The sequence below is a fragment of the Pseudoalteromonas sp. NFXS39 genome (assembly GCF_040148775.1).
In the GTDB taxonomy this organism is placed as follows: Bacteria; Pseudomonadota; Gammaproteobacteria; order Enterobacterales; family Alteromonadaceae; genus Pseudoalteromonas; species Pseudoalteromonas apostichopi.
On the sequence record NZ_JAGDEC010000001.1, the window covers coordinates 101,787 to 116,549 of the forward strand.

Below are 14,763 nucleotides of genomic sequence, written 5' to 3' on the forward strand. Positions count from 1 at the left end.
CCTTAGTAAATGAAGTGCAGAACACTGATAAAACGGATTTGCATGCTCGCAAACCAGCTACCGATGCTAGAGTCAGGCAAAAGCTGTACGGTTGCACGAGCACCACTTGGGAACTTAGCTAGCATCTGGTGTTCATCAAGTTGAATATGAATACGTTGACGCTGTGCATCTCGTACCCAACGATTGCTGCTTTCTGTGGCACTGAGTAAACCGTTTGCATTGAGCTGACCGTCACTTACACCGGCTTCAAAACTAATAATTTTGCCAGTAAACACTTTTCCCGGTAGCGCATCAAAGCTTACTTTTGCAGTACTACCAATTTGTACGTGAACTAAAGACTTTTCACGAAAATCAGCCACTAAATCAGCCTTATTGGCAACAATCGCCATTAACGGCTGGCCCTTATTAGCATAAGTACCCGGTGTTACTTGTAAATTTGCTGTTTTACCGTCGGTATCGGCAGTCACTGTAGTGTACGACAAATTTAGTTTCGCTTGCTCAAGCTGATTTAGGGCATGGCGAAGCGCTAAATTGTCATCACCCTTTTTACCACGCGCTAATTTAGCCTCGCTAAGCTGCGCTTCAATTGCAGCTACATTCGCTTTGCTTGATTGGTAGTTTGCATTGATTGTTTCGTACTCTTGCTCTGAAATAGAGCGCTTTTTCAATAACGACTCACCGCGCTCGAACAGCAACGTTTGTTCATGCAGCTTAGCTTGAGCAGCAGCTAACTGCGCTTCTATTGCCTTGACACTACTATCTAAACGTTGGTTTTGTTGTTTCGCATCATCATAAGCAAGTTCAGCTTGTTGAACGGCAAGCTCAAAAGGCTCATCGTTAATCTTAAACAAGGCTTGCTGTTTTTCGACGGCTTGATTATTGGTCACTAATACGTCAGTCACACGCCCACTTACTTGTGGCGTCACTTGCACAACAGGGTGATACACACGGGCCTGTGGTGTGACAGGCATGTATAGATCAGCAATCACAAAATATAAAAATAAAACAATGAAACCCGCCAAAGAGATTTTTACGTAACGGGCAAATTTTTGATCTGGCGTCATAAAGTTACTTATCTCCTGAATAATGACGGATACACTGGCGAGCGTTTTGCTCCATCTGAATTAAACCATGTGCCATAGTATCGAGTTGTTCTGTGGTCAAATCGGCATAAAGATGCTCTTTCACATCAGCGATAATCACTTGTAATGTGTCTAACAATTGTAGACCCTGCTCAGTGAAGTACAGACGTTTACTGCGTTTATCTTCAGCATCAGCTTTGCGAGCAATAATCTCTTGTTGCTCAAGCTGCTTAATAGTGCGAGTCAACGATGGCATTTCAATACCTAAGCTGCTTGCCAACTCTTGCTGCGTACAACCTTGGTTTAAATGAGACAGGTGCATCATTGCAGTCCAACGAGATTGAGTGAGTCCAAGAGGTTCGACCGCCAAAGTTACTGCATCGCGACATAATCGATGCACACGGCCCATACTGCCGCATAATGTTAAATCAAGAGTTTCGTGAAAAGGGGGAGTAGAGGACATGATGCGCTCCATTTACTTAGCATGCTAACTATTTTAATGTAGTTAGCATGCTAAGTAAATATTAGTGCAATTAATAAAATAGATAGCAATGTTCGACAAAAACGAATAACAGCAAAAGTTATCTGCTTAATAATACTAATTAGCAATTAACTCTTTGATATGGCTTTCATAGAGGTCTAATTTATCAGCTAAAAATCCAGTGTGTTGATATCGAACTATACCTTCTTTATCGATTAAAAAGCTGCTCGGCATCCCTTTCAGTTGGTATTGCCTACCAATAACAGCATCAGGGTCGTAAATAATATTAAAGTTCACAGCAAACTCAGTTAAAAACACATCAGCATCACTGCGCTCAACATCAATGTTTACAGCTATCACTTTAAGTCCTTGCTCTTGATACTTACTTTGCATGGCAATAAACCAAGGAAATGACCGCCTACAAGGGCTACACCAAGATGCCCAAAAATCGAGTAACACGATTTTCCCTTTATATTGATTCAAAAGTTTAGACAATTGTTGCTGGCTTGCCGCTAAAGGAGCGGTAGAAGGGTGCTCTGCCGTAGCAGCAGAGCAAGCAAATAAAAGAAATGCAATTAAGCCGTATTTGATCATTGATAATTTAATAAGTTCGCTGGTGAATATTGGTCAGTGAGTACTTTAGTATCAGCAGGCCAATCTTGATTACCCTTAGTATAAAACAAATGCTCGCTGAGTAACTGCAAATCAACATCGTAAGGTGTTAACTTATTTGCTAGTTTGTTGGCTCGTTCAGCTAACTGTTGCTGGCTAGGCATAGTATCGAAGCCAGCTAAAATAATGCGATTAGAGTTTTCATCGGTCACAACATTGACAAAGTCACCAAACACATCGAAGTAAGTTGCTGACTCATGCTGGTAAAGTTTACTCGATGAAAAAGTATTTGCAGCGATAATTCCGCCATCAGCCAAAACACTTTTTACTTCCGTAAAAAACTCCTTAGTGAGTAGATGCTCTGGGATATAGTCGCCATTAAAAGCATCAAGAATTACCCAATCATACTTTTGTTTTTTAAGGGCAGCTCGTTTAATAAAAATACGACCATCTTGCACTTTAGACGTTACGTTATCAGTTTCTACAAAACTAAAAAAATCACGGGCAACTTTGATTACCGCGGGATCAATTTCGACGTTTTCGATACTAGCACTTGGGTAAAGCTCATGAATGGTATTAGAAAGCGAACCGCCCCCTAACCCAATGATCAATACATTCTGAGGGTCATCAATAAATAGTAAGCTTGCAAACGTCATTTTGGTGTAATTAAACACCAGCTTTTTAGGCTTACTTTTATACATACAACTTTGCGTACTTTTACGGGTTTTTTCGTTAAATTTTAAACACAATAAATCGCCAGACTTCTCCACTAAAATATTGCGATAAAGCGAGCGTTCTTTATGAATTACTTCGGCAAAGCCATTAAAGGGTAGTGTCATGATCAAACAAACCATTAAGACTCTAAACATACAGTACGCTCCTTCGTTTTTATTTGACTAACAACAATTGCAAGCAACCCAAGCAAGCCTAAAACCGCGGCAAAGGTTTTAATGATGTCGTTAACATCAAATGCTAGCACCATATAAAAAGAGGTAATAATCGTGCCAAGGGCGCTTCCTAGAGTGCTCACAAAATACAAACCACCGGCAACCTGACCACTTTTTTCATGATCGGTAACCAATAATCGCACTGAGTAAGGTGAGATCATGCCGAGTATTGTTGTTGGGATAAAAAACAATGCCGTTGAAGCCAGTAACGAGCCGTAACGACTGTCTTCAATATAGGTGAAAATAAAGGTCATAATTGGCTCAGCAAACAGTACGATCGGCACAACCATAATGCTAGCCACAAAGAATATTAGGCCATATTTAGTTAATGACGGGTTGCGGATTGAAAGCTTGCCACCAAGCAAATAGCCGATCGATAAGCTCAACATAAATACAGTGATGATACTGCCCCATATATGCACACTACTGCCAAAGTACGGCGCTAAAATTCGTCCGCCTAACAGCTCAATTCCCATAATACAAAAGCCGCTACTAAAGGCCAAAAAGTAGATAAGCGCATTGATATTATTCATTAAACACCCGCTGATTTTATTGTTATTTTGCCCATCTTAACCTGATGCTGATAAGGATGCTATGACTGTTTTTTAAGCTGTAAAGGCCGTTGACAAAATGAGGGGTAATAAAATAAATAATGAAAAAGGCTAGGTTAAAGCACATATGCTCTGGTATTTTAGCGGGAACAAAAAACAAGGATAAATGCAATGGATCAGCAAGTAACGAAAATCAATATCGACAACCCAACGACTTTATTTGGCCTCAAGGTTCGCACCAGTAATATGAACGAAATGAGTGGTAAAGGTGCCAAAATTGCAGGCTTATGGCAGCAATTTTACACAGACATAGCGCCAAATTTAACGCCATCTAGCAAAGTATATGGCGTATACACTCACTATGAGTCAGATGTCACAGGGGAGTTTGATGTATTTGCTTGTACTGACCAGCAAGTCACTTCACCAGAGACAGAACAAACTACACTTGCCACAGGTAACTACCTTCGCTTTAGCGCCAAAGGAGCCATGCCACAAACCGTTATAGATGTTTGGGGTCAAGTTTGGCAGTACTTTAGTAATGAACAATGCCCACACATCCGAGCATATAAAACTGACTATGAGTTTTATAAAAGCAGTGAAGAAGTTGAGGTGTTCATTTCGGTAGAATAACGTTAAATCGAATTTATAATGTAAAGCCCCATTACACAACAAAGCCGCTTATTGCGGCTTTGTTTTGTAATCTTAATTGATGTATCTCAGTGCTAACTGTTCAGCCTTAGCATAGGCATTAGTCAAAGAACGTTGATGCCTGCTGTCGTTAAATTCTTGATACTCACAAGCAATTTCATCAATATGCTGAACACCTAAATACTTACTCAACGTTTTAATGTGCGGCACTAAATGACTCATACTCTCTCGTATACCACCTGCCTCAAAGCCAAACTCACCCGTTGAGGTTATAACCAGCAAACGCTTACCACTTAATAATGGTTGCAAAGGGAAATCCCCCCGCTGCAAATCAAAGTCAAATGTTTTATTGATCCTAACGATTTGATCAAACCATGCTTTTAGTTGTGCGGGCATGCCATAGTTATACATAGGCGTTGATATCACTATGGTATGAGCGTTAACCAATTCATTTATCAATTCATCTGATTCGGCCAGTACTTCTTTTTGCTCTAGCGTTAACTTGTTGGCAGGCGTAAACACAGCACCAATCCAAGATTGATTAATAAATGAAGGTGGATTCATTCCAACATCACGGTAAATATACTCAGCTATAGCATTGTTTTGCTGTAAATGATTTACAAATTGCTTAGCAATATTTTTAGAGATTGAGTCGTGATTAGGGTTTGCATTTTTAGCTGAACGCACACTAGCATCAATGTGTAGCAGAGTAGTCATAGTAAATACCTCATTAGTTAATGTGTTGGTATCATCATTAAATGTGCGCCATTTAACAAACGAGTTATAATTCACTATAAGTAAGTTATACTCATCTATAAATTTAGGTGGGTTCAACTATGCATATATCATTACACGCTTTAAAAGCCTTTGAATCAGCTGCACGATTAGGTAGCTTTAAAGCAGCCGCCGCTGAGCTTGCGATTACGCCTACAGCGGTATCGCACCACATTGCTAATCTAGAAAGCCGCTTGAATACTGATTTATTTCATCGCGAAGTGAGAAAGATAACCTTAACTCCATCAGGCGAGTACCTAAGCCAAAACACAACTAGCGGCTTTAAGCTTATTTTTGCGGCAATTGAACAGGTGAGCCAAGCACATAACCAAGTACGTATCACCACAACATCTTCTCTAGCAGCCCTAAGATTAATACCCGCTTTAGAAGAGCTAAATAACAAAAAACCACATTTACAGCTTGATATATCAACCAGCGAAACTTTAGATAAGCAGCTTCATACCTTGCCTGTTCGGCTAGGAAATAGTGAGGAAGTAAACAAATCAGATATCATCAAGTATGAGCGCTTTGATGTGTTTGCAGCAAGCTCAGATAAAAGCCCCCCTTGGCTTGATGAACAGGTCACTTTATACACAAGCCAGTGGAAAAATAATGCGCTACCTGCTCCACCATTAGCGCAGTGGCTCAAAGTAAATAACCTAAATGACTCATGTTTCGAGATAAAAACATTTGATCAAGAGCTATTTGGTATAAATCAGGTGCTCGCCAATAAAGGCGTGGTGTTTTGCTCAAAAACCTTGGTTCAACCTTATTTAAATGCAGGGTTACTAACACCATTTAATAGCCAAGATGTTGAATCAAAACTATGTTACTACATCCCCGAAAAAAATCGCTTTGAAACATCTATACAAAAAGTTGTGATTGAGTGGCTTGAGCGTTTACTAAATTAATGTTGTACAAATAACCTTCATTTAAGTTACTGTGGTTTAGTAACTTTTAGCCACCAAAAAGGATGTTGTTGTGTATAAATTACTACTCTTTGCCAGCCTATCTCTTGCTGTTTTTTCTACCAGCGCAGCGAAAATTATCGATGATGAACACGTAACAAAAGAAACAGACTGCTTCACAGGCATCTTTGCTGACTATGATTCGTGGCACCAATTTATAGCGCAAAAGAATAAACGCAAAGCTAAAACCGAGACTGAGTACTTAAAGCGTATTAAAGCCTTTGAAGAAACCTTTCCACAAGATATGTTCGATAACTTTAAAACAAATTTAACCTGCCATAACTTTAAATATAAGGTTGATGATGTTGAAGTGCTTGGTTATATCATCAAACCTAAAGTCATCAAGAATAAGCTACCAGTATTAATTTATAACCGCGGCGGTAACGGTAATTTTGGCAGTGTTTATTTTGCAGCAATGATGCGAAATTTATTTCCTTTAGCAGAGCAAGGCTTTGTGGTTATCGGCAGTCAGTACCGCGGTACATTAACAAAAAATGATGATTTAGATGAGTTTGGTGGCAAAGATGTTAATGACGTACTTGCGCTTATTGATTTTATTCCTCACATAGCAAGTGCAGATGAAAACCGTATTGGCATGTTAGGAGTAAGTAGAGGCGGCATGCAAACCCACCTTGCGATGCAACACACAAACAAGATTAAAGCCATTGCAACCATTGCAGGGGCGACCGATTTAGTTAAAGAGCTTACGTTTAGACCTAACATGGAAAATAACGTGTATGTACGTCGTATCCCCAATTATAAAGAGAACAAACAAGCAAAGCTTGAAGCACGCTCTGTAATGAACTGGGTTGATAAGCTCTCACCTAAAGTGCCCATATTACTTATTCATGGCAGTGACGATAAACGAGTATCGGTCGATAACTCAATTCAATTTGCCAAAGCGCTAGATAAGCATCATATCCCCCATAAGCTTGTGGTGTATGAAGGTGACAACCACTTCTTAATGAGCCATAAAAAGCAACTAGAAGCAGAGCTAGTTAGTTGGTTTAACACTTATTTGTAACTTTTTTTGAAAATAAAAAGGGCCAAAAAGGCCCTATTTAATCATTACTTAGCCATATCAAAATGATTAAACGCCCCATCAAGCGCACTGCGAACGGATTGCTCTGCGTTTTGTTCATGGTCAGCTCCTTTGTTGATGTGGTGCTGCCAGGTAAGGTCGTTTGGTGCATGCTTTTGAAGAGCATTCACTAAGCCATTAAATGCACCGGTTATGATTGGATTCTCATCACCACCTAATGTGACATAAAAATAGTGAGTGCTGCCTGCTGTATTAGGTAAGCTTTTACTGAACTGTTTTACGACAACATTATCGTCATACCAAGCCGCAGGGCTAAAAGCAAAGTATGCATTAAATAACTCTGGTTTAGTAACCATGGTATATAACACAAAGCTACCTCCCGCCGAAAAACCTGTTAGTGTGCGCTCCCCGCTAATACGGTACTCTCCCTCTAAATAGGGTATTAGCTCTGTTTCAATAAATTTTAAAAACACATCAGCTTTACCAAATATTTCTCGTTGATTTTGATTAATTGGGCGAGCTTCTATCGCCACATCCTTACGGGCGTAAGGTGGCACTAAATCACGATTTCGTGTGTCATGCCAAAACAGGTTCGGGATGGCCACGAGAATAACCTCATGCTTGTCATCGGTGCTTTCAAGAAAACTTAAAGCGTCATCCCAAGTATCAAGGTTAAAATTGCCGTCAGTTTTAATTATGAGCGGATAAGCTTTGTTAGGGTTGTAGTTTTTGGGCAAGCGAATGAAAACTCGGCGCATTTCTGAAAGCGCATTCGACTTTATATCTATATCAATAAAGCGTGAACTATAGTGCTGTTGGTATTTCATCGCGATATACAAGCCTGTAGCTAACAAAACAAATGTAATAAGCCAAGCTAGATACTGAAATCTAAATTTTAGTAATGCCATTTTATATCCTTAATCAATAACTTAATGACACTACTTCAATTATAAATATTAGTTAATAAGACAATTGTAACAGGGTATTAGTTAGCCTCTTTCACCGACTTAACTGTGATACAAGATATTCATTATACGCTTGCTCGATAATCCAATAGCTCGCAGCCGCCATTGCCAGCACTGAAAATTTACATCGAACATTTGATAGCTTTCATCTAAACGCTTTCTTTGTGTAACGGGGGTTTACAGTTTGCATAAAAAGACCGCAGCTTAACGTTGAAGCTGCGGTATTTTTTATAAAGCATATTTACTTGTTATACCAATCCGCTTAATTAAGTAGTCTATTTTGAGGCAATTAAACCTCGTTGATAACAAGGCAAAAATTTCGTTATTTAGTTGTTCTAAATGAGAAATTTTTAACGCAGTTAGCGACAGGTTTAATCCCTCAAAATGATTAAGTATTATTGTGGGTTGGTATTAAGTAAATGCTTTTCGAAGAAGTTAGCCATCATAGTGTGGTAGTGCAGGGTAGTGCCTTTACCTTCTCGTAGGCTGTGAGAACGGTTCGGGTAAGAGAAAAACTCGAACTGTTTATTGTGCTTAACTAATTCGTTAATTAAACGCTCTGAACCTTGGTAGTGTACGTTATCATCTCCGGTGCCGTGGATCAGTAGCAACTTACCTTGCAGATCTTTTGCAAAAGTAATCGGCGACGTGTTGTCGTAACTTTCAGGATCGGTATTTGGGTTACCCGCATAGCGTTCTTGGTAGATAGTATCGTACAAGCGAATATCTGGCACTGGGGCTGAGGCAATACCAACTTTATATTTATCACCATGGCGGAATAACAAATTAAGTGTTGAACTACCGCCACCAGAGTGACCCCATACACCGACACGGTCGGTATCAATGACATCCCAACGTTTTGCCATTGCATCAAGGGCGTCAACTTGGTCTCGTACGGTAATAGAGCCTATTTTTTTGTAGATAGACTTACGCCAATCTCTGCCTTTTGGTGCGCGCGTGCCGCGGTTATCAACTGAGGCAACAATAAAGCCTTGCTGAGTTAGATACGACTTGTATAAGTAACTGTTACCTTCCCAGCGGTCTTGTACTGTTGAGCCCCATGGCTCACCATAAACATAGAAAACGATTGGGTATTTTTTGCTTTTATCCATATTCGCTGGGAACATGATGTAGCCATCAAGCTCAACACCATCACGGGCATTAACTGTAAAGAACTCGTGAGTCGGTAATTGCTCAGTCGCTAATTTCTCTTTTAATGCTTTGTTCTCAACTAAGGTTTTCACATTGCTATGATCGCTTACTTTGATGATCTCTTTCATTGGTGGAGTGCCAAATTTAGAGAATGTGTGCATCGCCCAAGAGGTATCTTTAGACATATAATAGCTGTTTGAGCCATCAAATGACGCTGGCGTTACGCGCATAGGTTTAGAGCTGCCATCTAACGACGTACGGAATAAATACCGCTGGCTAGGATCATCCGGTGATGCAGTAAAGTACATAACGTTTTTATCTTCGTTAAGCGCTAACATATCAATGATGTCATAGTCGCCCGGCGTTAAATCAACAACCGTTTTGCCATCGCGAGATACACGGTATAGATGACGCCAGCCATCACGCTCACTGTGCCAAATAAAGAACTTACCGTCTTTTGACCAGTTTGCTTTATAAAACCACTCAATAAAGGCATCGTCTTTATCTTCGAGGATTTTAGTTAGCTGTTGTTTTTGCCAGTCGAATAACCAAACCTTGTTGTGGCTTTGCGGGCGGTTAAGATCTTGGATCATCAAAGATTCACCAGTGCCTGCCCAGCTAATACGTGGAATATAGCGATCACGATTATCGCCACCAAGTTCAGCCCAGCGAGTTTTCTTGTCGCTAAGACTGACCACACCCACTTTAACCGCAGAGTTCATCTCGCCGGCTTTTGGATACGGGAATTCTTTAAGGGTAGGGTAGAGATCATCGGTGTTATTGATCATGGTGAAGTATTTCACGCCACTGGTATCAAGCTGCCAATAGGCAATTGATTTATTGTCTGGGCTCCAGCGAAAACCATCACGAATAGTAAATTCTTCTTCGTATACCCAGTCAAAATTACCATTAACAATGGTGTCGTTACCATCAGTGGTTAAAGCAGTCACAGCCTTGCTACCGACTTTTTCCATGTAGATGTTGTTATCACGCACGTAAGCTACTTTTGAGCTATCTGGTGAGAACTTAGCAAACATTAGCTTTTTCGCTTCGATGTTTTCGCCACCTAACTGATATAGCGAATCTGTTTCAAGGTTTAATAGCCAAAAATCACCACGGCTACGTGAGCGCCACACTTGCTCGCCATTGGTAAAAACCATCAGCCATTTACCATCTTTAGACCATTGATAGCTTTCAACGGTGAGTGGCTCTTTATCACCTTTGGGAATTAATTTTTCGTAACTAACAAGCACCTTACGACCCGTCCCATCGGCGTTATAAAACACAATATCATTGCCTTTTACGCCGTGTTCATCGTCTTTAGCTTTGTCGTCTTGAGTATTTTTATCGCTTTCGCGCTCTTCAAGTACTGTGTAGCCAGTACCATCATCGAGCCACGTAAAATAGGTGCTACGCTCAGCTTTAAAGTCTTTTTCTTTATAAATTTGTGCAAGCGAGAGTGGATTAGCCGTTGCGTTCACTGTTGCTGATGGGGTGCTAGCTTGCTCTGCAGTTGAGCATGCCTGCAAACCTAAACCCGCAACCACAGCAAACGCAAGGGTTGATGTTTTTATTAAATTCATTTTGTTGTTCCTAGGTTTTAACTTACCTAGCGTACCAAATTAGATGAATAAAATCTGAGCTTTTATCGTGTTATCAGGGGGGTTGAACTTAAACTCAATCGTCCCACAAAAACATACTGGCTTGCTTGTTGGCAATACGTAGCTCGTAAATATCATTACAAGGGCGCATCGCCGCACCATAGCAAACATGTAACGGCAATAAGTGCTCTTCACGAGGATGACTAAAACGCGCCGCAGGGGCCATTTGCCATTCTAATAGCTTAGCTTGTCGCTGCTGCTCACTCAGCTCAGTATTGCCACATACATCAACTAACCATTGCTCAAAAGCCATATTTTGCGCTTTAATTTCAGCGGTTTCAGGGGTGAAAAATGCGCGCATATTATGAAAAGTAAAGCCAGACCCAATGATCAATAAATTATCGTAATCAAGTTGTTGTAAAGCCTCACCTATCGCTAGGTGTAAGCTTGGCTCAAGGCTTGGGTGTAACGACAATTGCACACAAGGTATATCTGCTTCTGGATACATAATTTTCAAAGGCACATACATACCGTGGTCAAAGCCACGAGATGGGTTTAATGCGCTATCGATATTAGCTTTTGCCAATGCCTGATGTACTTTTTCGGCAAGGGCTGGTTCACCTGGGCTTGGGTACTCAATACTGTAAGCAGGCTCAGGAAAACCATAGTAATCATAAATTAGCTCAGGAGCAGCACTCGAAGTAATACTAATAGGGTTCGCTTCCCAGTGCGCACTCACCATCAAAATAGCAGATGGCTTTTTAATTTTAGCAGCAACGGACTGCAAACAAGTGACCATATCGGCATGACTTGGATCGCCAAGTAAAGGCATAGGACCGCCGCCATGTGAAACAAAGAAAACGCGTGGCTTTTGCATAAATGTACTCCTTAAATACGCTTTTCATACCAATTCGCTTAATTAAGTAGTCTATTGTGAGGCGAAGAAACCTCGTTGATAGCAAGGCAAAAATTTCGTTATTTAGTTGTTCTAACTCAGAAATTTTTAACGCAGGTAGCGACAGGTTTAATCCCTCAAAATGATTAAGTATTATTGCGGATTGGTATCTCTATAGTGCACGCACAGAGGTACAATAACTAGCCACAAAAACGCACAACTAGGGTGTGAATTTACACACCAATAGTTTGTAAGTACTAACTTAAATGCCAAGCTACGTTCATGGCAGGGACTTGCCCTTTTAAGCCACCTTCGAGAGGTTCTTTGCACAGTAATGTTAGTTGATAAAAAGCATCGTAGTGCTGATGTAGTTCATCGGCGACTACACTAAACGGCGGACCCGAAAACTCACTTTGCTGATACTCAAAGACCACCACTAACTGTTTAGCTCTATTAGTTAATTCAAGTAAATGCTGGGTATAGCGAATGCGCACTGGCTTTGGTAGCGCAACTAAAGCGGCACGGTCATAAACTGCGTTGATAGGGCCAAGATCAGCTGCAGTAAGTGCAAAAATATCACCCACCCAAACGGTTAGATTTGCGCCTTGGTAACGTAATAGTTCGCCGTGTTGGCTAATTTCGGGTTCTAGCTTTAACTCATCAAATAACTGCTTAATGGCTATCTCACTAAGTTCTGCCCCAACAACACGCATACCTTGCGCTAGCAAATAATGAATGTCGTGAGTTTTTCCGCACAGTGGTACAAAAACAGTATCGCCTTGCTGCAAATTTAAGTTAGTAAAATACTGATCTAGATAACGGTTAACGTCTCCTTCATGAAAACCAATTTCGTTATTTTCCCAACGTTGATGCCAATGCTTTGCGTCCATTACATACTCCTAAATAAATTGAATGAATTGAGCTGATAAATATATTCCGACACCAAAAAGTAGGTGAGTTACAGCACTTTTTAAGCGGGCTTGAAGTGGGTTTGCTGTTTTCGTAGCCATTATCCCCATCCCTAAAGCGGGCTGCATAACAAAAAATGGCATAGATACGCTAGCTAATCCATATATACATGCAGCGATTAAGGTGGGCTGTTCAAGCCAAGCAATACCGACCAATAATATAAATAGAAACGAAAATAAAACACCAATAAAGTAGTGTAAACACCAGCCAAACACGCACTCAAACTGCTTAACTGGACTAGTTGCTATATTCAGGTGCTTAAACTTTCCATCTAATAAACCCAAGCCCCAACGGCCAACTAAACAAAAGTTTAATGACGGTATCTTAAACACTTTAGCCAGCAGAAAAGCATAAAGATCAATGAACAAAGTCGCCGCTATGCCTACAAAAGTTATCACATAAATATCATTAACACTCATAATTAGATGCTCTTAAATGATTTAATAAAAGACATGATATCTAATTGCAAAAATGCTAAAAATAGCAAGATAAACAAACTATGATTGCATAAATGAGAACATGATTGACGATATTGCCCTATTCATACAGATTGTTAAACAAGGCGGCCTAAGTAATGCGGCTGAGAGCTTGTCGTTGCCTACCGCAACTGTATCGAGACGCTTGCAACGACTTGAGCAACGCCTAGGCGAGCAGCTTTTAAATCGCTCAGCAAGGCAATGCACATTAACGCAAGCAGGAGAGGTATATTTTCAAAGTTATGTTGAATTAATTGAGCAATTTGAACAAACCCATCGTCAACTTAATGAGCAAAAAGCACAATTGTCAGGGAAGCTGAAAGTTCTGGCACCTCTCAATATTAGTCATGGTTTCTTAAAGCCTATGTGGCTAGCATTTACTAAACAGTACCCTGATATTCAACTTGAGCTATTGCTTAATAATAAACTTGAAGATCTGAGTAAAAGCCAAGCTGATATAGCGATTAGAGTGGGGCCGCAGGTTGATTCTATGCTCCATCAAAAAAAGTTAGGCAGTGTTGATACCTTATTTGTAAGCACAAAAGCATACCTTGATTCAGCACCTATTATAGAAGAGCCAACTGATTTAAAACAGCATAGGTTAATTGGCACCACATTAAGAAATAAATGGCAGTTAACCAATACACACACGAATGCAACTTATAACCATATGTGCCGATTTGCTGCCACCTTTAACGATACTGGATTTGTAAAATACTTAGTTTGTGATGAGCAAGGTATTGCTTTGTTACCTCGGTTTGAGGTTATAGATGAATTAAAATCTCAGCAGTTAGTTCAAGTACTGCCACACTGGCGAGGGGAAAACCGCGACATTTATGCTATCTGGCCAAGCGCACGTTTACTGAGTAAAAAGGCTGTCTGTTTAAAACAGTTTATAACCGACTATATTGCTGAACAATTATAAAGTCTGCCATTGATATTCCATCTGTTTAGCAGTCAATAAGGCATGTTCGTAGCTAATAAGCTCAGCGACTAACACTAAACTCATATCAATGCCGGCAGAAATTCCACCTGAGCAGGTAAACTTATCGTCGGTGATCCAACGAGTATCGGCAATCACATTAAGATCTTTAAACATAGCAGCCAAATGGGTTTGATCTTGCCAGTGGGTCGTGACGTTTTTACCGTTTAAAAGCCCCGTTTTAGCAAGCAAAAATGCTCCTGTACAAACGCTGGCAACACGTTTGGTTTTAGTAGCAGTATTTTTTAACCACGCAATAACCTCTGCTTTTTCAAGTTCTAGAGTATGGTCGCCACCAACCACAATAAGTAAATCAAGCGAAGGACAGTCAGCGAAACTGTAATGGGGGTTTACACTATAACCACCACGGGCAAGAACAGGACCAGTAGTTTCGGCAATTAAACTCACTTGCCAGTCATTATCCGCTAGGCGCTTAGCGGTACTGAACACCTCAAATGGACCTGAGAAATCGAGCACTTCGGCATCATCATAAATGTAAATTCCAATATTCATACAATTGTTCCTGTTATGTTGATTTATTTCTCAAGCAAAAAAACGTACTATGCCATTTTTGCAGTTCGTTAATAACATATTATTAAATTGCGCACTGTATACAAA

General features: G+C 40.3%; 16 protein-coding genes. 4 read left to right on the forward strand and 12 right to left on the reverse strand.

The annotated features are described in order from the left end of the window. Window positions 1-2 precede the first annotated feature (2 nt). The 5 genes from J3455_RS00445 to J3455_RS00465 all read right to left on the reverse strand — a co-directional run bounded on the left by J3455_RS00445 (window position 3) and on the right by J3455_RS00465 (window position 3,655). A complete protein-coding gene (locus tag J3455_RS00445) occupies window positions 3-1,064 on the reverse strand; it encodes an HlyD family secretion protein (RefSeq protein ID WP_130052345.1) in 1,062 nt (353 codons plus the stop codon). 4 nt (window positions 1,065-1,068) lie between these two features. Then, a complete protein-coding gene (locus J3455_RS00450) occupies window positions 1,069-1,545 on the reverse strand; it encodes a MarR family winged helix-turn-helix transcriptional regulator (protein WP_294091600.1) in 477 nt (158 codons plus the stop codon). 135 nt (window positions 1,546-1,680) lie between these two features. After that, the gene (locus tag J3455_RS00455) at window positions 1,681-2,157 is read right to left on the reverse strand and encodes a TlpA disulfide reductase family protein (protein ID WP_130052347.1); all 477 of its coding nucleotides are present in this window, start codon (window positions 2,155-2,157) and stop codon (window positions 1,681-1,683) included. Next, window positions 2,154-3,044, reverse strand: coding sequence for a spermidine synthase (locus J3455_RS00460; protein ID WP_349560732.1), 891 nt, complete (start codon window positions 3,042-3,044; stop codon window positions 2,154-2,156). Before J3455_RS00460 ends, J3455_RS00455 begins: the two co-directional genes overlap by 4 nt. After that, window positions 3,029-3,655 (reverse strand): fused MFS/spermidine synthase, encoded by a 627-nt coding sequence (locus J3455_RS00465; RefSeq protein WP_349560734.1) that lies wholly within the window; start codon window positions 3,653-3,655, stop codon window positions 3,029-3,031. The genes J3455_RS00460 and J3455_RS00465 overlap by 16 nt, the downstream gene beginning before the upstream one ends. A gap of 189 nt (window positions 3,656-3,844) precedes the next feature. Between J3455_RS00465 and J3455_RS00470 the strand changes: the two genes are divergently transcribed. After that, window positions 3,845-4,303, forward strand: coding sequence for a GyrI-like domain-containing protein (locus tag J3455_RS00470; protein ID WP_167657313.1), 459 nt, complete (start codon window positions 3,845-3,847; stop codon window positions 4,301-4,303). A gap of 72 nt (window positions 4,304-4,375) precedes the next feature. Here J3455_RS00470 and J3455_RS00475 read toward each other — a convergent pair whose 3' ends face one another. Next, window positions 4,376-5,038 carry an FMN-dependent NADH-azoreductase gene (locus J3455_RS00475; RefSeq protein ID WP_130052351.1) on the reverse strand — a complete coding sequence of 221 codons (663 nt, stop codon included), beginning with the start codon at window positions 5,036-5,038 and terminating at the stop codon, window positions 4,376-4,378. 119 nt (window positions 5,039-5,157) lie between these two features. On the opposite strand from J3455_RS00475, the gene J3455_RS00480 reads away from it, so the two are divergent. Both J3455_RS00480 and J3455_RS00485 read left to right on the forward strand, forming a co-directional pair. Next, a complete protein-coding gene (locus tag J3455_RS00480; protein WP_349560736.1) occupies window positions 5,158-6,006 on the forward strand; it encodes a LysR family transcriptional regulator in 849 nt (282 codons plus the stop codon). A gap of 70 nt (window positions 6,007-6,076) precedes the next feature. Then, window positions 6,077-7,087, forward strand: a complete 1,011-nt coding sequence (locus J3455_RS00485) for an alpha/beta hydrolase family protein (RefSeq protein ID WP_349560738.1) — start codon at window positions 6,077-6,079, stop codon at window positions 7,085-7,087. A gap of 44 nt (window positions 7,088-7,131) precedes the next feature. On the opposite strand, the gene J3455_RS00490 is transcribed toward J3455_RS00485, so the two are convergent. From J3455_RS00490 to J3455_RS00515, 5 genes are all read right to left on the reverse strand, one after another. After that, window positions 7,132-8,013 carry an alpha/beta hydrolase gene (locus J3455_RS00490; protein WP_130052354.1) on the reverse strand — a complete coding sequence of 294 codons (882 nt, stop codon included), beginning with the start codon at window positions 8,011-8,013 and terminating at the stop codon, window positions 7,132-7,134. Between the two features lie 452 nt (window positions 8,014-8,465). After that, window positions 8,466-10,805, reverse strand: coding sequence for a S9 family peptidase (locus J3455_RS00495; RefSeq protein WP_167657308.1), 2,340 nt, complete (start codon window positions 10,803-10,805; stop codon window positions 8,466-8,468). Window positions 10,806-10,899: 94 nt separating this feature from the next. Continuing rightward, window positions 10,900-11,700: a DODA-type extradiol aromatic ring-opening family dioxygenase gene (locus tag J3455_RS00500; RefSeq protein WP_167657307.1), complete on the reverse strand. Its 801-nt coding sequence runs from the start codon at window positions 11,698-11,700 to the stop codon at window positions 10,900-10,902. Window positions 11,701-11,975: 275 nt separating this feature from the next. Continuing rightward, the gene (gene tmpT / locus J3455_RS00510) at window positions 11,976-12,608 is read right to left on the reverse strand and encodes a thiopurine S-methyltransferase (protein WP_130052357.1); all 633 of its coding nucleotides are present in this window, start codon (window positions 12,606-12,608) and stop codon (window positions 11,976-11,978) included. A gap of 9 nt (window positions 12,609-12,617) precedes the next feature. Beyond that, the gene (locus J3455_RS00515) at window positions 12,618-13,106 is read right to left on the reverse strand and encodes a DUF2938 domain-containing protein (protein ID WP_130052358.1); all 489 of its coding nucleotides are present in this window, start codon (window positions 13,104-13,106) and stop codon (window positions 12,618-12,620) included. 100 nt (window positions 13,107-13,206) lie between these two features. Between J3455_RS00515 and J3455_RS00520 the strand changes: the two genes are divergently transcribed. Then, a complete protein-coding gene (locus tag J3455_RS00520; protein ID WP_349560741.1) occupies window positions 13,207-14,088 on the forward strand; it encodes a LysR family transcriptional regulator in 882 nt (293 codons plus the stop codon). Here the strand turns inward: J3455_RS00520 and J3455_RS00525 are convergent. Further along, window positions 14,083-14,658 carry a DJ-1/PfpI family protein gene (locus J3455_RS00525; protein ID WP_250662100.1) on the reverse strand — a complete coding sequence of 192 codons (576 nt, stop codon included), beginning with the start codon at window positions 14,656-14,658 and terminating at the stop codon, window positions 14,083-14,085. The two genes, J3455_RS00520 and J3455_RS00525, sit on opposite strands and share 6 nt — an antisense overlap. Between the last annotated feature and the right edge of the window lie 105 nt (window positions 14,659-14,763).